At 69.0% G+C, this 24,774-nt stretch carries 24 protein-coding genes; 20 read left to right on the top strand and 4 right to left on the bottom strand.

The features are described 5' to 3' along the window. The first annotated feature begins 7 nt into the window (after window positions 1–7). The 5 genes from ACFQU4_RS28900 to ACFQU4_RS28920 are packed head-to-tail and all read left to right on the top strand — an operon-like array spanning window position 8 to window position 5,412. Window positions 8–982 (top strand): ABC transporter permease, encoded by a 975-nt coding sequence (locus ACFQU4_RS28900; RefSeq protein WP_377498778.1) that lies wholly within the window; start codon window positions 8–10, stop codon window positions 980–982. Next, on the top strand, window positions 979–1,875 hold the full coding sequence (locus tag ACFQU4_RS28905; protein WP_377498780.1) for an ABC transporter permease: 897 nt from the start codon (window positions 979–981) through the stop codon (window positions 1,873–1,875). The genes ACFQU4_RS28900 and ACFQU4_RS28905 overlap by 4 nt, the downstream gene beginning before the upstream one ends. Further along, entirely contained in the window at window positions 1,875–3,518 is a 1,644-nt protein-coding gene (locus ACFQU4_RS28910; protein WP_377498782.1) for a dipeptide ABC transporter ATP-binding protein, read from the top strand. Before ACFQU4_RS28905 ends, ACFQU4_RS28910 begins: the two co-directional genes overlap by 1 nt. Continuing rightward, window positions 3,515–4,387 carry a DUF1684 domain-containing protein gene (locus ACFQU4_RS28915; protein ID WP_377498784.1) on the top strand — a complete coding sequence of 291 codons (873 nt, stop codon included), beginning with the start codon at window positions 3,515–3,517 and terminating at the stop codon, window positions 4,385–4,387. Before ACFQU4_RS28910 ends, ACFQU4_RS28915 begins: the two co-directional genes overlap by 4 nt. Next, window positions 4,384–5,412, top strand: a complete 1,029-nt coding sequence (locus tag ACFQU4_RS28920; protein ID WP_377498786.1) for an LLM class flavin-dependent oxidoreductase — start codon at window positions 4,384–4,386, stop codon at window positions 5,410–5,412. Before ACFQU4_RS28915 ends, ACFQU4_RS28920 begins: the two co-directional genes overlap by 4 nt. Before the next feature lie 132 nt (window positions 5,413–5,544). On the opposite strand, the gene ACFQU4_RS28925 is transcribed toward ACFQU4_RS28920, so the two are convergent. Then, window positions 5,545–7,551, bottom strand: coding sequence for a BNR repeat-containing protein (locus ACFQU4_RS28925; RefSeq protein WP_377498788.1), 2,007 nt, complete (start codon window positions 7,549–7,551; stop codon window positions 5,545–5,547). 156 nt (window positions 7,552–7,707) lie between these two features. Here ACFQU4_RS28925 and ACFQU4_RS28930 point away from each other — a divergent pair, with 156 nt between their 5' ends. Further along, the gene (locus ACFQU4_RS28930) at window positions 7,708–8,592 is read left to right on the top strand and encodes a siderophore-interacting protein (protein ID WP_377498791.1); all 885 of its coding nucleotides are present in this window, start codon (window positions 7,708–7,710) and stop codon (window positions 8,590–8,592) included. A 22-nt stretch (window positions 8,593–8,614) separates the two neighbouring features. Here ACFQU4_RS28930 and ACFQU4_RS28935 read toward each other — a convergent pair whose 3' ends face one another. After that, on the bottom strand, window positions 8,615–9,619 hold the full coding sequence (locus tag ACFQU4_RS28935; protein ID WP_377498793.1) for an iron-siderophore ABC transporter substrate-binding protein: 1,005 nt from the start codon (window positions 9,617–9,619) through the stop codon (window positions 8,615–8,617). A 91-nt stretch (window positions 9,620–9,710) separates the two neighbouring features. Continuing rightward, window positions 9,711–10,691, bottom strand: a complete 981-nt coding sequence (gene fepB, locus ACFQU4_RS28940; protein WP_377498795.1) for a Fe2+-enterobactin ABC transporter substrate-binding protein — start codon at window positions 10,689–10,691, stop codon at window positions 9,711–9,713. A gap of 58 nt (window positions 10,692–10,749) precedes the next feature. On the opposite strand from fepB, the gene fes reads away from it, so the two are divergent. The 9 genes from fes (at window position 10,750) to ACFQU4_RS28985 (ending at window position 20,348) form a co-directional block, all read left to right on the top strand. After that, window positions 10,750–12,033: an enterochelin esterase gene (fes, locus tag ACFQU4_RS28945; protein ID WP_377498797.1), complete on the top strand. Its 1,284-nt coding sequence runs from the start codon at window positions 10,750–10,752 to the stop codon at window positions 12,031–12,033. 110 nt (window positions 12,034–12,143) lie between these two features. Further along, a complete protein-coding gene (locus ACFQU4_RS28950; RefSeq protein ID WP_377498799.1) occupies window positions 12,144–13,697 on the top strand; it encodes a multicopper oxidase family protein in 1,554 nt (517 codons plus the stop codon). Between the two features lie 48 nt (window positions 13,698–13,745). After that, window positions 13,746–14,177: a Fur family transcriptional regulator gene (locus ACFQU4_RS28955; protein ID WP_377498801.1), complete on the top strand. Its 432-nt coding sequence runs from the start codon at window positions 13,746–13,748 to the stop codon at window positions 14,175–14,177. A 37-nt stretch (window positions 14,178–14,214) separates the two neighbouring features. Further along, on the top strand, window positions 14,215–16,428 hold the full coding sequence (gene katG / locus ACFQU4_RS28960; protein WP_377498803.1) for a catalase/peroxidase HPI: 2,214 nt from the start codon (window positions 14,215–14,217) through the stop codon (window positions 16,426–16,428). A 679-nt stretch (window positions 16,429–17,107) separates the two neighbouring features. Continuing rightward, on the top strand, window positions 17,108–17,359 hold the full coding sequence (locus ACFQU4_RS28965; RefSeq protein ID WP_377498805.1) for a hypothetical protein: 252 nt from the start codon (window positions 17,108–17,110) through the stop codon (window positions 17,357–17,359). Further along, window positions 17,356–17,862, top strand: a complete 507-nt coding sequence (locus tag ACFQU4_RS28970; protein WP_377498807.1) for a DUF6879 family protein — start codon at window positions 17,356–17,358, stop codon at window positions 17,860–17,862. Before ACFQU4_RS28965 ends, ACFQU4_RS28970 begins: the two co-directional genes overlap by 4 nt. Window positions 17,863–17,872: 10 nt before the next feature. After that, the gene (locus ACFQU4_RS28975) at window positions 17,873–18,736 is read left to right on the top strand and encodes a helix-turn-helix domain-containing protein (protein WP_377498810.1); all 864 of its coding nucleotides are present in this window, start codon (window positions 17,873–17,875) and stop codon (window positions 18,734–18,736) included. A gap of 88 nt (window positions 18,737–18,824) precedes the next feature. After that, window positions 18,825–19,262, top strand: a complete 438-nt coding sequence (locus tag ACFQU4_RS28980) for an NfeD family protein (protein WP_377498812.1) — start codon at window positions 18,825–18,827, stop codon at window positions 19,260–19,262. A 24-nt stretch (window positions 19,263–19,286) separates the two neighbouring features. After that, complete coding sequence (locus tag ACFQU4_RS28985; protein ID WP_377498814.1) at window positions 19,287–20,348, top strand: SPFH domain-containing protein; 1,062 nt, start codon at window positions 19,287–19,289, stop codon at window positions 20,346–20,348. 7 nt (window positions 20,349–20,355) lie between these two features. Here the strand turns inward: ACFQU4_RS28985 and ACFQU4_RS28990 are convergent, their stop codons facing one another. Then, window positions 20,356–20,634 (bottom strand): helix-turn-helix domain-containing protein, encoded by a 279-nt coding sequence (locus tag ACFQU4_RS28990; protein WP_377498816.1) that lies wholly within the window; start codon window positions 20,632–20,634, stop codon window positions 20,356–20,358. A gap of 234 nt (window positions 20,635–20,868) precedes the next feature. Here ACFQU4_RS28990 and ACFQU4_RS28995 point away from each other — a divergent pair, with 234 nt between their 5' ends. The 5 genes from ACFQU4_RS28995 to ACFQU4_RS29015 all read left to right on the top strand — a co-directional run bounded on the left by ACFQU4_RS28995 (window position 20,869) and on the right by ACFQU4_RS29015 (window position 24,748). Then, window positions 20,869–21,390 (top strand): HNH endonuclease, encoded by a 522-nt coding sequence (locus ACFQU4_RS28995; protein WP_377498888.1) that lies wholly within the window; start codon window positions 20,869–20,871, stop codon window positions 21,388–21,390. After that, window positions 21,374–21,823, top strand: coding sequence for an SMI1/KNR4 family protein (locus tag ACFQU4_RS29000; protein ID WP_377498818.1), 450 nt, complete (start codon window positions 21,374–21,376; stop codon window positions 21,821–21,823). Before ACFQU4_RS28995 ends, ACFQU4_RS29000 begins: the two co-directional genes overlap by 17 nt. A 276-nt stretch (window positions 21,824–22,099) precedes the next feature. Beyond that, on the top strand, window positions 22,100–23,110 hold the full coding sequence (locus ACFQU4_RS29005) for an ATP-binding cassette domain-containing protein (protein WP_377498820.1): 1,011 nt from the start codon (window positions 22,100–22,102) through the stop codon (window positions 23,108–23,110). Next, the gene (locus ACFQU4_RS29010) at window positions 23,103–23,951 is read left to right on the top strand and encodes an ABC transporter permease (RefSeq protein ID WP_377498822.1); all 849 of its coding nucleotides are present in this window, start codon (window positions 23,103–23,105) and stop codon (window positions 23,949–23,951) included. Before ACFQU4_RS29005 ends, ACFQU4_RS29010 begins: the two co-directional genes overlap by 8 nt. Then, complete coding sequence (locus tag ACFQU4_RS29015) at window positions 23,948–24,748, top strand: ABC transporter permease (protein WP_377498824.1); 801 nt, start codon at window positions 23,948–23,950, stop codon at window positions 24,746–24,748. The genes ACFQU4_RS29010 and ACFQU4_RS29015 overlap by 4 nt, the downstream gene beginning before the upstream one ends. Window positions 24,749–24,774 lie beyond the last annotated feature (26 nt).

Raw genomic sequence — 24,774 nt, forward strand, 5'->3', positions numbered from 1 at the left:
GGTCGGCATGATCAGGTACCTGGCGGTCCGGCTGGCCCAGGCGCTCGCGGTGCTGTGGGCCGCGTACACGCTCGCCTTCGTGATCTTGTACGGACTCCCGGGCGACCCGGCCGCGTTGATCGCCTCCGGCGGCGACCCGGCCAACAGCACCGCGACGCCGGAGCAGATCGCGGCACTGCGGGCCCAGTACGGCCTCGACCAGCCGGTCGGCGTGCAGTACCTGCAGCACCTGGTGGCCCTGCTGCAGGGGGATCTGGGCACGTCGCCGCGGACCGGTCCGGTGGCGGCATCGATCTTGGCCGCGGTGCCGGCTACCGCTCAGATCGCCGGCCTCGGCGCGGTCATCGCCGTGATCGGTGGCGGCGGACTGGCGCTGGTCGCGACCTATCTGAGGGTCGGCTGGCTGCGCCAACTGCTGCTGTCGCTGCCGCCGCTCGGGGTCTCGGTGCCGAGCTTCTGGCTGGCGTTGATCTTGCTGCAGGTGTTCTCGTTCCGGCTAGGCTGGTTCCCGGCCTTCGGCAACGAGGGCTTCGCCAGCCTGGTCCTGCCGTCGGTCACGCTGGCCGTGCTCGGCGGCGCGATCATCGCGCAGGTGTTCGCCCGCAGCCTTCGGTCCGAGGCGACGTCGGCGTACGTGGAACTCGCCAGCGCCAAGGGCGCTTCGCGGGCGCGGGTGCACCTCCGGCACACGGCACGCAACGCCACCCTGCCCACCTTGACCATCGTCGGGATCCTGGTCGGCCAGTTCCTCGGTGGCGCGGTGGTGACCGAGACCGTCTACTCCCGGACCGGCCTGGGCCAGCTCACCGCGACGGCGGTCAGCACCCAGGACATCCCGCTGGCACTGGGGATCGTCGTCTTCGGCGCCGCGATCGTCGTGGTCTGCACCTTGATCATCGACCTGGTCTATCCGTTGCTCGACCCGCGGATCGTGCTGGTCCGCCGGAACCTGCGTACGAGTGCCGAGGAGGCAAGATCATGACGGCGACCCTGGACGCACCGGTTCAAGATCGCGTGGCCGATTCCACCGCGGCCCCGACAGCCGACCGGCGAGCCGGGATGGCGCACCGGGCCCGCTGGCTCCGGCCCGGCTTGATCATCTCGGCTCTCTGGCTGGTCCTGGTGCTGCTCGCCGCGGCCGCGCCCGGGCTGCTGACGGGGCGGGATCCGTACGCGGTGGACCCGGCGGCGCTGCTGCAACCGCCGTCGCCGGTACACCCGTTCGGCACCGACCAGATCGGCCGGGACCTGTTCAGCCGGGTGATCCACGGATCGGCACTGTCGCTCCAGGCGACCTTGATCGCGGTCGCGGTCGGCGTGGTCGTCGGCGGGGCGATCGGCCTGCTGTCCGCGTTCGCGGGCGGCTGGCTGGACGCCGTGCTGATGCGCGGAATGGACGTGCTGATGGCGATCCCGGGCCTGTTGCTGTCGCTGGCCTTGATCATCGCGCTCGGCTTCGGCACCGTGAATGTGGCGATCGCCGTCGGGTTCGGCAGCGTTGCGAGCTGCGCCCGGGTGATGCGCTCGGAGGCACTGCGGGTCAAGGTCAGCACCTACGTCGAGGCGGCGACCTCGCTCGGCGTCCGGCCGCTCACCGTGGTGCTGCGGCACGTCCTGCCGAACTCGGTCGGCCCGGTGCTGGTGCTGGCGGCCCTCGACTTCGGCACCGCGCTGCTCGCCGTGTCGTCGCTCAGCTTCCTCGGGTACGGGGCGAAGCCGCCGACGCCCGAATGGGGATCGCTGGTGTCGGCCGGCCGGGACTTCCTGGACACCGGCTGGTGGCTGACCACGATGCCGGGCCTGGTCGTGGTGGCCAGCGTGCTGGCCGCGAACCGGATCGCCCGGGCGCTGGAACGTACGGAACGGGCGGCCTGATGAGCCTGCTGCTGGCGATCGACGACCTGACGATCAGTTACCGGACGACCGGTCGGGGGACGGGCGCCGGCCGGGTCGTCGCGGCCGACGGGGTGGGGTTGTCGGTGGGAGCCGGCGAGGTGCTCGCGGTCGTCGGCGAGTCCGGTTCGGGGAAGTCGACCACGGCCCACGCGATCGTCGGCCTGCTGCCGGCCGCCGCGCGGATCGAGTCCGGCGTGATCGACTTCGACGGCGAGGACCTGGCCCGGCTCCCGGAACGCCGCTGGCGCGGTGTACGGGGCGTGCGGATCGGCCTGATCCCGCAGGATCCGTTGACCGCATTGAATCCGGTGGTCCGGATCGGTGATCAGATCGCCGAGGTGCTCCGGGTGCACCGACTGGCAGACCGGGCCTCGGCCCGGCGTTCGGCGGTCGACGCGCTGGACCTGGCCGGGGTCGACCGGCCGGAGATCCGGGCCCGGCAGTTCCCGCACGAGCTGTCCGGCGGGATGCGGCAGCGGGCGTTGATCGCGATGGCCATGGTCGCGGACCCGGCGCTGCTGATCGCCGACGAGCCGACCAGCGCCCTGGACGTCACGGTGCAACGCCGGATCCTGGACCGGATCGAGGAGATCACCCACCGGCTCGGCACCGGCGTCGTGTTGATCACCCATGACCTGGCGGTCGCCGCCGAGCGGGCCCAGCGGATCGTCGTGATGAGGGCGGGCCGGGTGGTGGAGACCGGACCCGCGGCGCGGCTGCTCGGTGGGCCGGAGCACCCGTACACGGAACAGTTGATCAAGGCCGCGCCGAGCCTCAACTCGGTCGCCGTCCCGGAGCGGCCCCGGGACGCGGCGGAACGCCCCGTGCTGCTGGAGCTGCGCGAGGTGACCAAGGACTTCGCGCTGCCCGGCCCGGCCGGCACGGTCCGTGCTGCGGACCGGGTGGACCTGATCGTCCGGCGCGGCGAGACGTTCGCCCTGGTGGGGGAGTCCGGCTCCGGCAAGTCGACCCTGGCCCGGATCGCGGTCCGGCTGGAGCAGCCGACCTCGGGTTCGGTGATCTTCGACGGCACCGACCTGACCCGGCTGCGCGGCGAGGCGTTGCGGCGGCAGCGGCGCCGGTTCCAGTTGATCTACCAGAATCCGTACGCCTCCCTCGACCCGCGGCTCACCGTGGCCGAGTTGATCATGGAACCATTGCGGGCCTTCGGGCTCGGCGACCGGGCCGCGCAACGCCGTCGGGCCGCGGACCTGCTCGACCGGGTCGAGCTGCCGGCCGACTTCGGCCGCCGCCGGCCGGCCGAGCTGTCCGGTGGGCAACGCCAGCGGGTCGCGATCGCCCGGGCCCTGGCGCCGAAGCCGGAACTCGTCGTCTGCGACGAGCCGACGTCGGCCCTCGACGTCTCGGTCCAGGCGACGATCCTGGACCTGTTGGCCGAGCTGCAGTCCGAGCTCGGGCTGAGCCTGCTGTTCATCTCTCATGATCTTGCGGTGGTCCGCCAGATCGCGCATCGGGTCGGGGTGCTGAGCCGCGGCGTCCTGGTCGAGACCGGGCCGGTGCGGAGGATCTTCGAGCAGCCGCAGCATCCGTACACCACCGAACTTCTCGCCGCCATTCCGGGCGGCGACAGCGAACGCGGCGAACTAGTGAGGGGCAGATGACCGAGATCGATCATGAACTGGTGCACCGGGAACGGGCCTGGCAGGAGTGGCGGGTGGAGCGGGAACGTCGGCTCGCCGAACCGCTCGGTGTGCTGAGCCAGGTCGCGTTGCACTGGCTGGGCTCGGAACCCGAGCGGTTCCCCGGCCTGCCGGGGGAGTGGCGGGCCGGCGCCGGCGGTGCCGAGGTGACGGCCTCCGGCGCGGACGGCCTGGTCCTGTTGTCCGAGGACCGTCCGCTGTCCGGAACGGTCGCGGTGGAGGTGGCCGAGGCCGGCGCGGTGCGGTTCCTCGGCTTCGGAGCCGGGATCGAGATCGAGGTGGTCCGCCGGACCGGCCGGTACGGGCTCCGGGTGTACGACCCGGCAGCGCCGGCCTTGCGCGCCTTCGCCGGGATCGGCAGCTACGCCTTCGATCCGTCCTGGGTGATCGACGCCGAGTTCCGTCCGTACGCCGAGCCCCGGCCGATCCGGGTCGACGGCGCGCAGCCGGGTCTGGTCCATGATCGGCTCGCGACCGGCGAGGTGATCTTCGAGCACGACGGCGCCGAGCACCGGCTGCTGGTCTTCGGTGATCATGGAACCACTCTTTCGGGGTCCCCGCGGCGTAGTTCGGAGGAGCGAAGCGGGGGAGGACTACGTCGTGGGGTGTTGACGATCCTGTTTCACGACCGCACGAACGGGGCCGCGACCGCGGCCTGGCGGGTGCTGCCGGTCGAACCGATCGGTCCGGGCCTGGTGCAGCTGGACTTCAATCGGGCGGCCAACCTGCCGTTCGCGTTCACCCCGTACGGCACCTGCCCGAAGCCGCCGGCCGGGAACACGCTGCCGTTCGGCGTCACCGCCGGTGAGTGGAATCCGGTGGCCCGATGAGGTTCGTCGGACTGTCCCTCGGGTTCAACGGCGCTACGCCGGAACAGCCGGCGCTCACCTCCAAGGAACGGCTGAGCCGGGTGATCGAGGCCGCGGTGTGGTCGGAGGACGCCGGGCTGGACGGCTTCGGGGTCGGCGAGCACCACACCGCCGACACCGAGATCTCCTCGCCGCCGGTGCTGCTCGCGGCGATCGCGGCTCGGACCACCCGGCTGCGGCTGTTCACCGGTGTCACGGTGCTGTCCCTGCTCGACCCGGTCCGGGTGGCCGAGGACTACGCGACGCTGGACAACATCTCGGACGGCCGGGTCGAGATGATCATCGGCAAGGGCAACACGGAGACGCAGGCGCGGGTGTTCGGCTACACCAACGATGATCAGTGGGATCGAAACGAGGAGAAGTACGCCCTGCTGCATCGGCTGATCCGGGAGGAGTCGGTGACCTGGTCCGGCCGCTACCGTCCCGACCTGATCGACTTCTCACCGCGGCCGCGGTGGCTGCAGACCCCGCCCCGGGTCTGGCACGGCTCGGCCACCAGCACCCGGTCGACCGAACTCGCGGCCCGGTTCGGCGATCCGCTGTTCTCGGCGAACGTCACCGGCCGGCTGGAGCAGTACGCGGAGCTGGTCGGGCACTATCGCGAACGCTGGGCCGCCCACGGCCACCGGCCCGAGGACGCCCTGGTCGGCGCGGGCGCCGCCGCCGTACACGTCGCGGCGACCTCGCAACAGGCCCTGGCCGAGTTCGAACCGATCTTCCGGAAACGCTTCCTGGGCTTGAAACACTCGTTCAAGCAGCAGCTTCCATTCGACACGCTGGAGCAGGCCGTCGCGACCGGCTCGTACTACGTCGGCAGCGCCGAGCAGGTCCTTGATCAACTAGGCCGCTACCACGCCGCGCTCGGCCACGAGGTGCAGCACGTCGGCGAACTGGAACTCTTCGACCCGGTCCGCCGGGCCGGCCTGGAGCGCTTCGTCAGCGAGGTCGTGCCGGTGGCCCGGACCCAGTTCGCCGACCGCCTCTGAGATCGGCCCACCGTTCGAGGTCGATCTTGTCCGTCCACCGCCTCAAGCATCGACCGGGCACCAGTGCAGCGACACGCCGCCAGAACGCCTGCTTTTGTGCCCGGTCGGCGGAGATCCGTGGAGCACTGGAGCTCAGGTCAGGTGGTAGACCTCGAGCGGGCTCGGGTCGGGGTGGGGCGGGTCCCAGGGGCGGTCCTGGTTGGACGGGCGGGTCTCCCAGCGCAGCAGATACCTGCCCTCGGCGGCGCTGCCGAGCCCGGCCGGCGACTGCACGAGCATGCCCGGGAAGTCCGACCGCACGGTCGAGATCTCCGCCGGGAGCTGTGGCGTGCCGACCTCGGCGATCGGGCGCAGCCCACTGTTCAGCACCCAGGTGCGGCGGTGGCCCTGGCAGGTGAAGTCCACCCGCAGGTTGCCGTCCGGCAGCACCGAGGCTCCGCCGACGGTGACCTCGAACCGCAGCGTCCCGAAACCGCCGATGGTCCAGCGGCCGGTCCATTCGCTGACCCGGCGCAGGGCCCAGCCGCGACTTTCCCGGCGGGCCAGGAAGACCTGCGTGCTGCCGTCCCGGTCGTACTTGTGGTACGTGATCATGACCCGGCCGTCGGCGTCGAAGCCGAGCTTGGTGTTGCCGTTGATGATGCCGCCGTTCATCGGGACCGGATCGACGATTTCCCCGCTGGCAAAGGTGATCGGCAGGGTGAGCGGGGTTCCGTCGCTGCGTTCCCAGGTGCGCAGGTCCCGGCTCCGCGCGTACGACAGCCGCTGGTTGGTGGCGGCGTCGCCGGAGTCCCGCCAGACCCAGGCCAGGTGGTAGTAGTCGTCCGGCCCGAGTAGCGGCCCCTCGACATAGGCGTTGCGCAACCCCTGGCCGTCGTGCAGCGGCTGGTCGAGCAGCCGGCTCCACTGCCCGGTCTGGCTGTCGTACAGGTTGTAGAGATCGACACCGTTGCCGCTGCTGCCGTCCCGGTAGCGGAAGATCAACTTCCCGTCGGGGCTGGTGAAGAATCTCGGGTACGTGACCCGCCGCTCGGTGTCCGGGTCGACCATGGACGCGACCCTGGTCAGCGACGTGATGTCGCCCGGCCGGGTGGTCCGGAAGTAGACCAGCGGAACGACGTGCATGTTGCCCGAGACGTGCAGTTGGCCGGCCTCGTCGACGGCCATGGTGACGTAGTTGTGACTGTCCCAGCCGATCACGGAATCCAGCCGCTGCATGGTCCAGCTGTTGCTGCCGAGCGCCCGTTGCGCGACGGTCATGGTCTGGTCCGGCGCGTAGTAGGCGACGTACTGCTGATCACCGACGGTCAGCAGTGACTGGCCGACCGAGTGGCCGGACCAGCAGGGCCCGACGGTGCTGCGCCCGGTGATCGTCTCGTCGCCGCCCGGCAGCTCGTACGGCTCGCCGTCGAAGGGTACGAACTCGAGCGGTCCCGGGGCCGGCGGTGCTGCGGCCGGAGTCGTCGTCGTGACGGCGATCCGATCCACCCTGATGCCGCCGGCGTTGGCGTACAGGCCGATCCGGCCGGCGCTGAGCAGCTTCGCCAGCGGAACGACGTACGGGCTCGAGAGCAGCACCTCGGTGCCGTCGGCGATCTCCAGCTCGACCACGCCGTAGCTCGGCGATCCGACCTTGATCAGATAGTCGTGATCACGTACGACCGGGATCGGGCCCTGGGCGATCAGGCTGGCGCTGTCGACGACCGACCTGGTCACCTGGAGCAGCTGCCAGGACGGCGGGCGGGTGTCGCCGCGGGTGACCAGCCGGACGGCGTAGAAGTCCTGGGTGCCGTCGCCGTGATCGACGACGTTGAAGGCGATCCCGGCCCAGTGATCATGGGCGAGGCTGCGCAGGGTGGCCGTGACGGTGAACCGCGCGCCGAGTTCGAAGCCGGTCTGCACGGTGAGCCGCTCGGCCGGGCCGGCCGGGTTCTCCAGCCCGTGGTCCGCGATCAGCCAGTCGCCACGGAGGGCCGACCAGCCGCCGGCCGGATCACCGTCGGCCCGGTCGAAGTCGTCGGACCAGGACAGTTCCTCGCCCTCCGGATCGGCGTGCGCCAGGCCCGGAAGGGAACCGGCAACGGCGGCGGCCGCCAGTGCGGATCCGGTCAACTGCAGCACTCGTCGTCGAGTCGCCATGATCGAGCTCCCTCGTTGGGCCGTCGGCGATGGACCGTTTCAACGGCAGCTAATCATGATCATGACCGGGCCGGAATCCGCCTGTCGCGATTTTGGGACGGCGGTTGTCCCGGCCCGCCGAGGATGGGTTAGGTTAGGCTAAGAAAAGGGGGAGTGATGGTTGACGCCGAGCAGTACTACACCGCCGACGTGATGCGGGTGACCGACCTGAATTCGATCTTCCGCCGGGTGGTGCTCGGCGGACCCGGTCTGGCCGGTTACAGCTCGTCCGGTCACGCCGACGAGTGGTTCCGGTTCGTGCTGCCGGCCGAGGGCCGGACCGAGGTGCCGCCGCCCAAGATCGTCGACGGCCACGCGGTGTTCGACGAACCGCGGCCGCGGCAGCGGTACTACACGATCCGGGCGATCGACCCGGACGGCCCGGTGATCACCGTCGACGTGATGCTGCACGGTCACGGCGCCGCCTCCGAATGGGTGCGGGCCGTCCAGCCCGGCGACCAGGTGATCATGAGCCAGTCCTGGGGCCGGTACGGGCCAGCGCCTGACGCGGACTGGGAGTTGATCATCGCCGACCCGACCGGGCTGCCGGCCGCGGGCCGGATCCTGGCCGAGCTGCCGGCCGGGCGGCGGGCGATCGCGCTGCTGGAGACCCCCGGCCCCGAGGCGCGGCTGGAGCTCGAATCCGCGGCCGACCTGACCGTGCACTGGCTGGACAGCCCCGACCTGGAGTCCGGCGCCGGCCGGCTCGTCGAGGCGACCCGGGACCTGGAACTGCCGTCCGGCCCCGGCTACGTATGGATGGGTGGCGAGCAGGCGGCGTCCCGGGACATCCGGAAGTACTTCCGCAAGGAGCTCGGCTGGCCCTCCGGCCGCTACGACATCGTCGGCTACTGGCGCCCCGACTCCGAGGGCTACCTGAAGCGGTACGCGACGGTTCAAGATCAGGTCGCCGAGATCTACCAGCGCGGCACCGCCGCCGGTCAAGATCAGGAAGACACCCTCGACGAGGCGCTGAAGGTGCTCGAGGCGAACAATCTCTGAGGTCGCCTGCCGCTGACCCCGCTCAGCGGACCTTGGCCAGCGTCTCCCGCTGCTGCTCGAGAAGCCAGACGATGTTGAGCAGGGTCGGGTTGTTGCCCGCGAAGGTCGGCAGTCGGTCGGTCGGGTCGTTGACGTAGATCGTCCCGCTCCGTACCGCCTTCAGTCGCCGGAAGATCGGGTCGGCCTCCAGTTCGGACCGCAAGGCGTCGCTGCCGTAACTCAAGATCAGCAGGTCGGCGTCGAGGACGTCCATCGTCTCCCGGCTGACGCTGTTGTCCGACGCGCCCTCCGGCAGGGCCTCCAGCAGGGGCGGATTGACCCGCAGCCCGAGCGCGGTGTACTTCTGCATCGATGCCGACCGCGGGTTGGCGGCGAAGGTGCCGGAGGAGTGGTAGTACGCGCCGGCGACGGTCTTGCCCTCCAGTGCCGGCAGGTCGGCCCGCAGGTCGGCCAGGTACTGCTCGGTCTCCGCGACGGCGGCGCGAGCCCGGTCCTCCTCGCCGGCGGCCCGGCCGATCGTCGCGCTCAGCTCCTGCCAGCTGGTCTCGCCCCAGCCGGTCGCGTACGCGAGCGTCGGCGCGATCTTGCTCAACTCGTCGTACAGCTCGGGCATGCCGTAGAAGTTGCTGGCCAGGATCAGGTCGGGCGCGGCCGCCGCGATCTGTTCGATCTTGAACTCGCCGGTCTCCGCACCGTCGAGCACGGTGGCGCCGGAGAGATCGATCCGGTCCTTCAGGTACGGCACGTCGTCGCTGTACCCCGGCGCCGTCGGCGCGTACGCGACCGGCGTGATGCCCAGCGCGGCCAGGGTGTCCAGATCCTCGCCGAGGGTGACGATGCGCTGCGGCCGCTGCTCCACGGTGATCGTTCCGAACGCGTGGCTGAGCCGGACCGGGAATCCGTCCTCGGCCGCGCCCGCGCCCGGGCCGGCCGTCGGGGTCGACGAGCATGCGACGGCCAGGACCGTGATCAAGGTCGACCCGATCAGGGCCACCAGGGTGCTGCGCAGGCGGTGCGGCAACGGCATCGGTCAGCGCTCCCGTCCGGCGGTGATCAGGCGACTCCGGAGGTGGGCGTGGGTGAGCAGGACAGTCACGGGGATTCCCTTCGGTGCTTGGTCAGCCGAGCTGTTCGCGAAGCCGGTCCAGCAGATTGCCGGCGCTGTAGTAGTCGAGCCGGAACGAGTCCGCACCCATGGCGTAGACCCGGTCGTTCCGGACGGCGTCGGTCCCGGCCAGCAGCGGATGTCGGCGTACCTGATCTTCGGTGGTCGGACCCGGCGCGATCAGGATCCAGGTCCGGCCGGCCAGCCCGCGCTCGAGGTTCTCCTCGGCGATGTTGATCACGTCCTTCCGGCCGGCGCGGGTGGTGCGCAGGTCCGCCGGTACCTCGGCGAGGGTGAAGCCGACGTCACGGAGCAGCACCGCCTGGGCGGACTCCGCGGTCCACACGTTGGCGCTGACGCCGGCGTCGGTGGCGAAGACGAAGGCCGACGTCGGCTGCTCGGGCAGGGTGATCGCGGCCCGGGTCTCGGCCAGCTTCGTCCGGTAGTCCTCGATGGCCTGCCGGGCGTCCGCCTCGTGCCCGGTCGCGTCGCCGAGCAGGGTGGCCAGGTCCTGCCAGCTCTTGTCGTCGTACCCGAGCACCAGGGTCGGGGCGATCTTGCTGAGCTGGTCGTACAGGTCGGCGGCGGAGTCGGCGCCGGACTTCGAGACGATGATCAGATCCGGCTGCTGGGCCAGGACTGCCTCGACGCTCGGCGCGGACTGGTCGTAGAGCCGTTGCACGCCGCGCTGCTGCGCGACCTCGGACCACTGCCGGAAGAATCCTTGATCATCACTGAGGTACGTGTTCGGCCCGGTCGCTCCGGAGGCCACGACGGGCGCGTCGATCGCCAGCAGGGTGCCGGTGATCGTGACGCTCGTCGACACGATCCGCTTCGGCGCCGCGGTCAGCTCGACGGGTCCCCGCTCGGTCTCGACCGTCCGCGGCCAGCCTTCGGCGGGAGCGCCGGCTGGGGCCTGCTCGGTCGGGCCGGGCGTGCTGCACCCGGCCAGTGCGATCACGATCAGCAGGGCCGCCGCGACGAGCCGTTTCATCCGTCCCCGTCTTTCAGTTAGGTTTGCCTAAACTAAGAGGACTGTACAGGATGATCACATGGACGTCGAAGGCACGGCACTGCGCGGGCTGGTGGCCGCGGTGCCCGAACTGGACCGGCACGCGGTGGGCAGCGAGCCCTGGTGGCAGGCCCTGGAACGGGCCGGCCTGCCGGTGATCACGACCGGGACGGACGGGGCCCGGGTGATCAACTGCTACCGCGGCGGCCCCGGAATCGAGCGGGTGCTGATCGACGTCAACGGCCTCACCGATCACCACCGCTGGCCGCCCGCGGAACTGGACCGGGTGCCCGGCACTGACGTCTGGCTCTGGGAATCCGAACTGGACAACGACTTCCGGGGCAGCTACTGCTTCGTCCCGCTGACCGGGGCGGAGTCCGAGACCTTGATCGACTCGGTGGACGACCCGGCCTCGCGCTGGACCTGGTGGCGGTCCGTGATCACCCGCTCGGAGGCCGATCCGCTGAACCAGGGCCCGCGCTTCCGGGGCTCCTGGGACAACGCGCAGTCCCTGCTGGCCGGGCCGGACGCGCCGGCCCAGCCGGCCTGGCATCGGGTCGATCAGGACGGGCTCAGTGCCGACCCGGAACGGCTGGTCGACTTCACCTGGCGCAGCGCCGTGCTGGGCAATGAACGCCGGATCTGGGTCTACCAGGTGACCGGGCCGGATGATCATCCGGAGCCGGCGGAGCGGCCGGTGGTGCTGCTGCACGACGGCCGGCACTGGGCGGACCGGCTGCCGATCTTCGGCGCGCTGGACGAGCAGGCTCGGCGGGTCGGCTGGCCGGACTGCGTCGTGATCTTGGTCGACGCCCTGGACCAGGAGACCCGGGGCCGTGAGCTGCCCTGTCATGAGCCCTACTGGCAGGCGGTCCGGGACGAGCTGCTGCCCGCGGCCGCCGAGCTGGTGCCGTTCACCGACGACCCGGCCCGCAGCATCGTGGCCGGGCAGAGCTACGGCGGACTGGCCGCCGTTCATGCCGTGATGCACCACCATGATCGATTCCGGTGCGCGGTCAGCCAGTCGGGCTCGTTCTGGTGGCCGGAGTTCGACCGGATCCGCGGCGCGGTGGACGACACGGAGCCGATCAAGGGCCGGTTGATCAGCGACGCCGAGGCCGGCGTCTCCGCGGGTGCCGGGCTGCGGGTGATCATGGACGTGGGCAGCGCCGAGGGTGGCCAGATCGCGGTCAACGTCGCGCTGCGGGACGCCCTGGCCGCGCTCGGGCACGAGGTGGAACTGGAGATCTTCCGGGGCGGGCACGAATGGCTGTGCTGGCGCGGCTCGTTGCTGACCGGGCTGTCCCGGCTGATCACCGGCTGAGCTCGGGGTCGGCGTCGCTCCACGGCGACGTCGGAGGTCGCCTGCTGCCGTACCGCGGAGACGCCTGAGCACTGATGTGCCGCGGCGCCCGTCGCCGCAGGGTTGAGAGCATGAACTCCACCGCCCTGCCGATCTCCCGCCGTCGGCTGCTGACCGGTGCCCTGGGCCTCGGCCTGGCCGCGGGATTGTCTGGCTGCGGGGGCGGGTCGACGTCGGTGAACCGGGTGGCCGCCCAGCCGTTCACCCGGAAGCTGCCGATCCCGCCGCTGGCGCCGTCGCGCGTGATCGACGGCGTCCGGGTGTTCTCGCTCAAGGCCGGCGCCGGCCGGACCCGGATCCTGCCCGACCTCGACTCACCGACCTGGGGGTACGACGGCGCCAGCCTCGGGCCCACCCTGCGGGCCGAGCGCGGCGAACAGGTCGCGGTCGAGGTGACCAACGGGCTCGACGTCAGCACCAGCGTGCACTGGCACGGGATGCATCTGCCGCCGACGATGGACGGCGGTCCGCACCAGGCCATCCCGGCCGGCGGCCGGTGGCGGCCCAGCTGGCGGATCGATCAGCCGGCCGCGACGCTCTGGTACCACCCGCATCCGCACGGTGTCACCGAGGAACACGTCTACCGCGGCCTCGCCGGGCTGTTCCTGATCGACGACGACGCTTCCGGCCGGGCCGCCCTGCCGCACACGTACGGCGTCGACGACATCCCGCTGATCGTCCAGGACAAACAACTCGACCGGGACGGGGCGCTGCGGCTGCGGCGCGACGGCGGCGAGCCCGGCATCCTCGGCGACATCGTGACCACCAACGGCATCGCCGGGGCCTACCTCCCGGTCGGCACCGAGCGGGTCCGGCTCCGGGTGCTCAACGGCTCCACGGCACGCAGTTACCAGTTCGGCTTCGATGATCGCGACGTGCAGTTGATCGCGACCGACGGCGGCCTCCTCGACGCGCCGCTGACCGTGGACCAGCTGCGGCTGGCGCCGGGCGAACGGGCCGAGCTGCTGGTGATCATGGAACCCGGCAGCACCGCCCGGCTGCGCTCCTTCGAGGTCGACCTGGGTGGCGTCGCCGTACCCTTCGCGATGGGCGGCAACGACGCGTTCGACGTCCTGGAACTGCGCGCGGCGGCCTCGCTCAAGCCGTCGCCGGCGCCGGACTGGCCGCGCTCGGCGCAGGCGGCGGAGGACGAACTGCACGATTCGGCGGCGACCCGGACCCGTACCTTCGAACTGGACGAGCGCAAGATCAACGGCCGGACGATGGACCTGTCCCGGATCGACGAGGTGGTGACCGTCGGCAGCACCGAGGTCTGGGAGCTCCGCAGCACGGTGCCGATGCCGCACAGCTTCCATGTGCACGACGTGCAGTTCCGGGTGCTCACGATCGACGACGCCCCGCCGCCCGAGTGGCTGCGCGGCCCGAAGGACACGATCTACCTCGAACCGAGCCGCCGCTACCGGCTGCTGCTGCACTTCGCGGACTATGCCGATCCGGCGATGCCGTACATGTATCACTGCCACATGCTCCTGCACGAGGACGAAGGCATGATGGGCCAGTTCGCCGTGGTCGAGCCGGGCGACGAGGGCGCCGCCCGGGCGCCCGAGCACCAGGGCTCCGGCGGCGCCGAGGACCATGATCATCACCGACACGGCGGCAACTGACCGACCCCGCTTTCTTGACTCATTCCAGAAAAGCGTTAGGCTGCGGTCATGCCCACCACAGCGGAACTGCAGGACCTGCTGCGTGGGGTCGAGTTGCGCGTGACCCGTCCCCGGGTCGCGGTGCTGCGGGCGGCCCACCGCCATCCGCACGCCGACACCGATGCGATCATCGGCGCGGTTCGTGAGGAGTTGCCCGAGGTCTCGCACCAGGCGGTCTACGACTGCCTGAACGCGCTGACCGGTGCCGGGCTGCTCCGCAGGATCCAGCCGCTCGGCTCGGTGGCTCGCTATGAGACGCGGGTCGGGGACAACCATCACCATGTCGTCTGCCGTTCCTGCGGCGCGATCGCCGATGTCGACTGCGCGGTCGGGCATGCACCGTGCCTGACGGCGTCCGATGATCATGGTTTCGTGATCGACGAGGCCGAGGTCATCTTCTGGGGTCGGTGTGCCGCCTGCGCTGCCGTACCAACTTCTTGATCATCCTCGAACACGTATGAGTCTTGGAAGGAAAGCAATGTCTCAAGATCAGCCGGTCCCCGCAGAGGCAACCGCGGAGAGCCGGGGTCAGTGTCCGGTCGCTCACCGTGCGCCGCACCCGACCCAGGGCGGCGGCAACCAGGGCTGGTGGCCGAACCGGCTCAACCTGAAGATCCTGGCCAAGAACCCGGCCGTGGCCAACCCGCTGGGGGAGTCGTTCAACTACGCGGAGGCGTTCTCCACCCTCGACCTGGCCGCGGTGAAGTCCGACATCGCGGAGCTGCTGACCACCTCGCAGGACTGGTGGCCCGCGGACTACGGGCACTACGGCCCGCTGATGATCAGGATGGCCTGGCACAGCGCCGGCACCTACCGGATCAGCGACGGCCGCGGCGGTGCCGGTGCCGGCCAGCAGCGGTTCGCGCCACTGAACAGCTGGCCCGACAACGCCAGCCTGGACAAGGCTCGCCGGCTCCTCTGGCCGGTGAAGAAGAAGTACGGCAACAGCCTGTCCTGGGCCGACCTGATGATCTTGACCGGCAACGTCGCGCTGGAGTCGATGGGCTTCCAGACCTTCGGGTACGCGGGCGGCCGCGAGGACGTCTGGGAGCCGGAGGAGGACGTCTACTGGGGCCCGGAGCAGACCTGGCTCGGCGACGAGCGCTACACCGGTGATCGCGACCTGGAGAAGCCGCTGGGCGCGGTCCAGATGGGCCTGATCTACGTCAACCCGGAGGGCCCGAACGGCAACCCGGACCCGGTGGCCGCGGCGCGGGACATCCGGGAGACCTTCCGTCGGATGGCGATGAACGACGAGGAGACGGTCGCGCTGATCGCCGGCGGGCACTCGTTCGGCAAGACCCACGGGGCCGCGGACGCCGACGCGCACGTCGGGCCGGAGCCGGAGGCTGCGCCGATCGAGGAGCAGGGGCTCGGCTGGAAGAACAGCTTCGGCACCGGCAAGGGTCCGCACACGATCACCAGCGGGCTCGAGGTGGTCTGGACCAAGACGCCGACCCAGTGGAGCAACAACTTCTTCGAGAACCTGTTCGGGTTCGAATGGGAGCTGTCCAAGAGCCCGGGCGGGGCGCACCAGTGGGTCGCCAAGGACGCGGACGCGATCATCCCGGACGCCTACGACAAGTCCAAGCGGTGGCTGCCCACGATGCTGACCACCGACCTGGCGCTGCGCTTCGACCCGGAGTACGAGAAGATCTCACGCCGGTTCCTGGAGAGCCCCGAGGCGTTCGCGGACGCGTTCGCCCGGGCCTGGTTCAAGCTGACCCACCGCGACATGGGGCCGATCGAGCGCTACCTCGGCCCGGAGGTGCCCAGCGAAGAGCTGATCTGGCAGGACCGGGTGCCGGCTGTCGATCATGAACTGGTCGGCCCGGCGGACGTCGCCGCGCTGAAGACCAAGATCATCGAGTCGGGCCTGACCGTCGACCAGCTGGTGTCGACGGCCTGGGCGTCGGCCTCCTCGTTCCGCGGCAGCGACAAGCGCGGCGGCGCCAACGGGGCCCGGATCCGGCTGCAGCCGATGAGCGGCTGGGACGTCAACAACCCGGCCGAGCTGGCGACCGTTCTCCGTACCCTGGAAGGGATCCAGGCCGACTTCAACGCCGGCGGCAAGAAGATCTCGCTGGCCGACCTGATCGTGCTGGCCGGTTCGGCGGGCGTGGAGAAGGCCGCGAAGGACGCCGGCTACGCGATCGAGGTGCCGTTCACGCCGGGCCGTACCGACGCGTCGCAGGAGCAGACCGACGTCGAGTCGTTCGCGGAGCTGGAGCCGAAGGCCGACGGGTTCCGGAACTACCTCGGCAAGGACAACCGACTGCCGGCCGAGTTCCTGCTGATCGACCGGGCCAACCTGCTCACCCTGAGCGCCCCGGAGCTGACCGTCCTGATCGGCGGCCTGCGCGTCCTCGGCGCGAACTACGACCACTCGAAGCACGGCGTCTTCACCGACCAGCCGGGCACCCTGACGAACGACTTCTTCGTCAACCTGCTCGAGCCCGGCGTCGACTGGGCCCCGACCGGAGAAGGCTCGGACGTCTTCGAGGGCAAGGATTCCGCGACCGGCGAGGTCAAGTGGACCGGCACCCGGGCCGACCTGATCTTCGGCTCGAACTCCGAGCTGCGCGCCCTCGCCGAGGTGTACGCCGGCGACGACGCGAAGCAGAAGTTCGTCGAGGACTTCGTCGCCGCCTGGGTCAAGGTGATGGAGCTGGACCGCTTCGATCTGAAGTGATCAACTGAGCAGCACCCCGGGCCGGTCTCTTCGGAGGCCGGCCCGGTTTGCGTTCCCTCAGTGGAGGGCTCCACATGACGCACGGGCGATCCGAGCCCGCCCCGGTTGGATCGCCTGCCCCTTGATCGACGCCGTCAGAAGGGCCGGTGTCGTTCGCCGAACCGATGGGTTCAAGGAGTCAGGAACCACAACTGCTCGCTCGGTAACGGTTCCGGCTGACTCGCCCGACTCGAGGGTTCGCAGGGGTCGTTGGTTGTGTCCAGTCCAGGAAAGCGGAGCTCGATCGCTGCCTGGTAGCGAGCGGCCGTGGTTGCGTCGGCGCAATAGTCGGCGATCAGATGCGGTCCGAACCACAGCCGGATCCTCCGGCTCGGCTGACTCTCCGGGAACGTCACCTCCGCTCGCTGAGGTCGATCACGATGTCACGCACGAGCCGTGCAGCGAGTGCCACGGCAACCACGAGAGCAAGGATCGTGATCACGGCGAGACCGGCGTTGTTGATCATGGATCAGAGGCTAGGGAGCGCGTTGCCCTCCAGGCGATGTGATTGCACGGCCTTGCACCCTGTCACCGCAGGATTGCACGACATTGCACACGGGCCAGCGCGGCCTTGACTCACAGCCTTCTCCGAAGCGATGCTGCTTGTGCAATCGCGTGCAACTTCGGCAAGGGGGCACTCATGGCTCTGCGATTTCTCGGAATCTTTCCGAACACACCCACGAACGATTCGCCGACGATCTGGGTGGAGGAGGAGACCGGCGACTTGATCATCCAGTCATGGACCGCTGATCAGGGCACAGTGGCGGAGGCCCAGCGAGTCGGATCGATTCCAGGCCATTCCACCGATATACCTGCGCACGAGTCGATGATCCGTCTGCCGGCGGTGATGCGGCAGTTCCTCCCGGGACCGGAGGAGGCCGTCAGGCAGTGATCAGCTTCGCGGAAGTCCTGGCATCAACCCGGCGGTCGGCTGCGCACCTGGAGATGCGCGACGCCTACATGGCCGACGATCCCGCCTTCGTCGCCTGGCAGGATGGGCAGCACATCGATCCGCGGCAGTGGTGGCCGGACTGGCTGGATCTCGTGCGGCAGACGGTCGCTCGCGGTGTGGACATGCGCCGTGCCCGCATCGTTTCTGAGCCGATCAGCGACTACATCCACTATGAGTACGACGTGACCGACGGCAACGTGGAATCAGGGGAACAGGTGCGCTGGCTGCCGCGCCGGCGTGCGACAGATCTTGCGTTGCCCGGAAACGACTATTGGATCTTCGACGATCGGCTCGTGATGGTGAATCACTTCGCCGGTAACGGACAGAAGTCGGAGCCAGGCTACGAACTCATCGAGGATGATCAGGTCGTGCGTTTGTGCGCCTCCGCGTTCGAGGCCGTCTGGGTGCGAGCTGTCCCGCACCACGAGTACAAGCCGGTCTAATCGGCGGCCGATGGCCCTCTCCATACACTCCAGCGCGCGCGAGGCGCGGCAGCTCATCGCCGATCGGTTGCGGGAGTTGCGTGAGCAGGCGGGCCTGTCCGGGCGGGACCTCGCCGCGGTGTGCGGCTGGCATCCGTCGAAGACCTCACGCATCGAACACAACCGGACTGCTCCGTCCGCTGACGACCTCCGGTCCTGGTGCCGCGCCTGCGGAGTGGAGGACCAAGCTGTTGATCTTGTCGCGTCGTTACGGACCGTCGAGGGAATGTTCGTCGAATGGCAGCGGCTGGAGCGGTCAGGACTCCGCCAGGCACAGGAGTCCGTGCGTCCGATCTTCGAACGAACTCGGCGATTCCGGGCATATTCGTCCTGGTTGATTCCAGGCATGATCCAAACCCGGTCCTACATCGAGCAGGTCTTGCGCGCGGCACAGCGTCGCCGGCACCTCGTCGACGATGTCGAGGATGCGGTTGCCGTCAGGCTGGATCGCCAACGTCTGCTGAACCAGGCGAGCCGCACGTTCGCCTTCCTGCTGGAGGAGTCGACCCTCCACTCGGACATCTGTGATGCCGAGGTGATGGTCGAGCAACTTCGCCACTTGATCAAGGTCGCGCAACTGCCGAATGTGAGCCTCGGTGTCGTCGCTTCCGAACTCGGCCGCCACCATCGCCCGGTCGAGGGTTTCTGGATCTACGGGACGGGTCAGGTGCAGGTCGAACTGGTGTCCGGTCACCTGACCATCACCCAGCCCCGTGAGGTCGACCTCTATGCCAGGACCTTCGCCGCCCTGTCCGATCAGGCCGTGCGGGGCACTGCTGCCCGGAGGCTGATCGACCAGGCCATCCAACGTCACCGGCAGAGCCAGGGAGGGTAGCCGTGAGGAGTCCGGCCAGCCTGGGCCTGCCCGATTTTCGACTGCCGAGCTAGAGTGATCGTCAACCCCGATGGAATGGGTTGACACAATGGCGTGGATCGTTTGGCTGGTGCTCGCGGCCGCCTTGGGCGTCGTGGAGTTCTTCACCCTGTCGCTGATCTTCGGGATGCTCGCGGCAGCGGCGCTGGTGGCCGCGCTCACGGCCGGGCTCGGCGCCCCTCTCCTGGTCCAGGTGCTCGCGTTCGCTGCTGCGGCCGTCGCCGGACTTCTCGTGGTGCGGCCGATCGCCCGGCGTCACCTGGCACATCCTCCGTTGACCCGTGAGGGCAGCGACGCCCTGATCGGCCGGACGGGGGTCGTGCTCCAGCAGGTCACGGCGATGCAGGGACTGGTGAAGCTCGCCGGCGAGGAGTGGTCGGCGCGTTCGTACGACGAACATCAGGTGATCGAGGCCGGCACGATGGTCGACGTACTGGAGATCGACGGTGCCACGGCCGTGGTCTATCCGCGGGAGTTGCTGCCTTAGCGCACTGTCGAAAGGTGGAAGGACATGGAGATCTTCGTACTGTCCGTCGTCATCGCGGCGGTGGTGGTGTTCCTGGTCGCCGCAACGGTACGGATCGTGCCGCAGGCGCACCGCTACAACATCGAGCGGTTCGGCCGTTACCGCGGGACACTGCAGCCCGGTCTGAACTTCATCATCCCGCTGGCGGACCGGGTCAACACCAAGCTGGACATCCGTGAGCAGGTGCTCTCCTCCCGCCCGCAGCCGGTGATCACCCAGGACAACCTGGTGCTCAACATCGACACGGTGCTCTACTACCAGATCACCGATCCGCGGGCGGCCGCGTACGAGGTCGCGAACTACCTGCAGGCGATCGACCAGCTCACCGTCACCACCTTGCGCAACGTCATCGGCAGCATGGATCTGGAGCAGACCCTGACCTCGCGGGAGAACATCAACAACCAGCTCCGCCAGGTGCTGGACGAGGCGACCGGGAAGTGGGGCATCCGGGTCAACCGGGTGGAGATCAAGGCCATCGACCCGCCGAACACGATCAAGGAAGCGATGGAGAAGCAGATGCGGGCGGAGCGCGACAAGCGGGCCGCCATCCTGCACGCCGAAGGCGAGCGACAGGCCAAGATCCTCACCGCGGAAGGCACCCGACAGCAGGAGATCCTGGTGGCGCAGGGTGATCAACAGGCGGCGATCCTGCGGGCCGACGGCGAGGCCAAGGCCATCGAGCAGGTCTTCCAGTCCGTGCACCGCAACAACGCCGACCCGAAGGTGCTGGCCTACAAGTATCTGCAGATGCTGCCGCAGCTCGGCGGTGGCGAGAACAGCACGTTCTGGGTCATCCCCGGCGAACTGACCCAGGCGATCAAGTCGGTCACCGAGGCCTTCGGTGATCATGCCGCCAGCCCGCTTCCGCCGCCGAAGCGTGATCATGAAGAGCCGGCCGCGAAGCCGGACGACACCCGCGAGCTCACGGACGGCAAGAACGGCCGGGACCCCGCGGCCGCAGCCCTGGAGGCCGCCCAGCAGGCCGCCGCCGCGGTCGACGAGGCCAAGTCGCAGGTCGCGGCGGCCGAGCGGAATTCTCTGGGTTGAGTGGGTGTCACTTCTGCGTCAGGAACGAGCCGTCGTCACCCCGGGCGGACCTGGCCGCGTGCTCCGGATCGAGGATCGCGATCAGGCTGGTTCCGGTCAGTCCCAGCAGGGCGAACAGGCGGTCGACGAAGATCGAATGCTTGCCGGCCTCGAGCTCCCAGATGTAGCGCTGGCTGGTGCCGAGCCGGCGGGCGAGTTCGCGCTGGCTCAGTCCGTTGAGGCGCCTCGCCTGGCGCAGCACGCTGCCCAGGGCTTCCGGGCTCGAGATCAGTTCCGGGTACGTCACGCCGCCCTCCCGTGACTACCTTCTGGTAGTCCTCGGACCTGACTACCTTTCCGTAGTCATCGTGGTGCAGTCGCAGCGTGCCGGTCACTCGATCTTGATCATGGTGCGCGCCGCGAACCGTTGTGGGACAACGCGGTGACGCGGGAGGGGCCATCGGCCGAAGAGTTGTGGCTGATGTTGGGAAACGCCTGCGGCCTCAGGTTCGATGGGATAGGACTGCGGGAGGTGACCGCCATGGCCGTCGATGAGCCCAGGAGTACTGAAGCGGGCCATACCGAGGTGTCGCCGCCGAGGGAGCTGGGCGGTCCGAGATCGAAGTACGACCCGGACCTGACCGAGGCGGAGCGGCAGGAACGGATCGCCGAACTGGCGCCGAACGCGGAGCGGGCGGTCGCCGCCACCAACTGGTCGAACCGGAGCCGGGCCGGGACGGTCTATCGCGACTACCGGAACCCGGCCCTGCACGCGAAGTATCCCGACGGCGTTCCCTTCTCCTACGAGGGATTCCCGCAGTTCGAGGACTACGCGATCGCCGCCGTGCGCCACGAGGAGGGCTTCGCCGGCGACTACGAATCGGATTTCAGGAAATCCAACCTCAGGGCCGGATTTTCCCGGCAGCCCCGGGGAACGGTCTGGCATCATCACGAGGACGGCAAGACGCTGCTCCTGCTGGACCGTGATCTTCACAGCGATGTGCGGCATTGGGGCGGGGTGCGGGTGATCCAGAAAGGATCCATGAATGAGGTTGGCGATTGAACCCGAAGCGGGGGCTTCAGAGGAGCAGATCGCTGCGGTCGAAACCGCGTTGGGAGTACGGCTTCCGGAGAAGTACCGGAGCTGGCTGATGCAGACCAACGGTTGCCTGGTGGGGGAGTACACCCGGGTGCCCGGCGTCGCTGAGGGTACGTTCTCGGAGATCGACGCGGTCGAGTCACTGCCGTCGATCAACCAGTCCTCGTTGAACGACCTGATCCCGGACGACTTCCTGCAGGTGACCATCAGCTTCGGCGGGTCGTTGGCGATCAAGATCGAGGGGGAGGACCAGGGTTCGGTCTGGTGGGCGAGCTCCTGGAAGGCCGAGGTGGACGGAATCCTGGACGAGCCGAGCCGCGAGATCATGTTCCGGCTGGCCGACGACTGGGACGCGTTCCTGGTGCTGGACTTCCCGGAGCCGAAGGTGCGTTCCTGACTCCCCGGAAGGGCGTGGTCTGTCACAAATCTGCAATGCAACGGCTCCCGGAAGACGAGAAATCGATTGCAGTGCGCGTTGCGTTGCAGATTTGTGTCACCGGTCCAGGATGAGCTGATCTCCTGCGTTCAAACCCGGCTCGCGCGGTCCGGGCCAGATCCAGCAGCTGCGACGCACTCGCGCCAACCAGCAACCGGCTCACTGGCCGGCGACTCTCACTCTTGTCGTCGAAATCGCCCTGGACAAAACGTCAGAGCGAGCGGTTAGGGTCCAGCCATGCCAGCGATCGTGGTGGACCGACTCCGCAAGACGTACGTCGTTCCGGAGCGCGAAGGGGGGATCAAGGCGGCGGTGGCGGCCTTGGTCAAGCGGCGGACTCGGGAGGTCGAGGCGGTCAAGGATCTCAGCCTGAGCATCGAGCCGGGGGAGGTCGTCGGCTTCCTGGGGCCGAACGGCGCGGGCAAGACGACCACGTTGAAGATGCTGTCCGGTCTGCTCTACCCGACGTCGGGCGGAGCCACGGTGCTCGGCTACACGCCGTGGAAGCGGGACCGCAGCTACCTCGGCCAGATGGCGTTGATCATGGGGCAGCGCAGCCAGCTGCAGTGGGACATCCCGGTGGTCGACTCGTACCGGCTGAACAAGGCGATCTTCCAGATCACCGAATCCGACTTCACCACCCGGTTGGACGAACTGACCGACCTGCTCGAGCTGCAGTACCTGCTCCGCAAGCCGGCCCGCAACCTGTCCCTCGGCGAGCGGATGAAGTGCGAGTTCGCCGGTTCGCTGCTGCACCGGCCGCAGGTGCTGTTCCTCGACGAGCCGACGATCGGACTGGACGTCGCGATGCAGCGGCGGATCCGTTCTTTCGTGGCCGAATACAACGCCCGCACCGGTGCCTGCGTGATCTTGACCAGCCACTACATGGCCGACGTCGAGGCACTGTGCAAGCGGGTCGTGGTGATCCACCACGGCGAGCTGCTCTACGACGGGCTGCTGTCCGGGCTGGTCCGCCGGTTCGCCGCCGACAAGACGATCACCGTCGAGCTGACCGAGGGGCATCGGGTCGAGCAGAGCGACGTCGCGGCCATGATCAACGGGGCGCCGCTGGAGTCGACCGGGTCGGGCTGGCGGATCCAGGCACCGGCCAGCCGGACGCCGGAGGTCGCCGCGCAGCTGCTGTCCAAGCTCCCGGTGGCCGACCTGACCATCGAGGACCAGCCGATCGAGACCGTGATCGAGAAGGTGTTCGCGACGTCGGCGGCGGAACCGGGTGCCGATGTCTGACACGGCCACCCGCGCGCCGGACTTCCGGCACCTGCCCTGGCGGGCGTTGCGCGACTACTACCGGGGCGAGTTCGTCGCGTCGACCCAGGTGAACCTCGCCTACCGCGGCCAGGTGATGATCTGGGTGGTCACCTCGGTGATCCAGCCGCTGGTGATGATCGTCGTCTGGCAGACCGTGGCCGGCCCGTCCGGCACCGTCGGCGGCTACACGGCGGGCCAGTTCGTCACCTACTTCGCGATCCTGATGGTGGTCGAGCACCTCACCTTCATCTGGCTGATGTGGGAGTTCGAGTGGCGGATCCGGGAGGGCGCCTTCTCGCCGCTGCTGCTGCGGCCGATCCATCCCATCCACAAGGACATCATCGACAACGTGTCGTACAAGATCATCGGGCTGTTCGGCGTGCTACCCGGCGCGATCCTGCTGATGATCGTCTTCGGTGCCGACCTGTCCGGGATCCGGCCGCTGCAACTGCTCGCGTTCATTCCGGCGCTGATCGGCGCCGCCGTGCTCCGGTTCGCGATCGAGTGGGTGCTGGCGCTGAGCGCGTTCTGGCTGACCAAGGTGTCGGCGCTGAACAACCTCTACTTCTCGGTCCAGCTGTTCCTCGGCGGCGGCTTCGCTCCGCTGGCGGTGATGCCGGCCGCCTTCGGTGTCGTCGCCCAGTGGGCGCCGTTCTCCTGGTCGCTGGCCTTCCCGGTCGAGGTCGCGATGGGCCGGCGCACCGGCCTCGACATCCTGTACGGGTACGCGATGCAGGCCGGCTGGATCGTGATCGCGATCATCGTGCTGCGCCTGGTCTGGTCCCGTGCCCTGCGCCACTACTCGGCGGTCGGCGCATGATCTCTCACCTGAGGCACAGCGGCCTGATCATCCGTACCTACGTCCGGCTCGGCATGCTCAACTTCATGCAGTACCGCGGCGAGTTCTTCATCGCCGTGATCAATGCGGTGATCACGCTGCTGGCCCAGGTGATCGGGCTCTGGGTGATCTTCTCCCAGACCGCGACGCTGGACGGTTGGACCAGCGCCGGGATGATGCTGTTGGTCGGCATCCATTTCATGATCTCCGGCCTGCTCGGCATGGTGATCCGGCCGTCGGTGGAGGCGATGATGGAGGGGATCCGGCTCGGCACCTTCGACTTCACCCTGACCAAGCCGGCCGACTCCCAGCTGCTGGCCAGCGTGCAACGGATCTCGCCGGCGGCCCTGGCCGACTCGGTGCTCGGCCTCGGCGTGATCATCTGGGCCGGGGTCCAGCTGGACAGTGTCACGCCGCTCGGTGTGCTGGCGTTCGTGATCACCCTGATCTGCGGCGTGGTCATCGTCTACAGCTTCATCCTGCTGCTCGGCACCTGCGCGTTCTGGTTCGTCAAGCTGGACAACATCATGGCGATCTTCGGCTCGGTGTTCGGCCAGGCCGGGCGCTGGCCGGTGACGATCTTCCCCGGTTGGCTGCGGGTGGTGCTGACCTTCGTGATCCCGGTCGGCTTCGCTGTCACCGTTCCGGCCCAGGCTCTGTCCGGAACCCTGGACCTGCCCACCACGCTGCTGTCGGTCGGCGTGGCGATCTTGTTCTTCGTCGGCTCCCGGGTCTTCTGGTTCTTCGCCCTTCGTCGCTACACCGGCGCTTCCGCGTAGAGTCGGGTGCGGATTCAGGACATTCC

Origin of the sequence: Microlunatus sp. GCM10028923, assembly GCF_042666975.1 — a bacterium.
Lineage (GTDB): Bacteria > Actinomycetota > Actinomycetes > Propionibacteriales > Propionibacteriaceae > Microlunatus.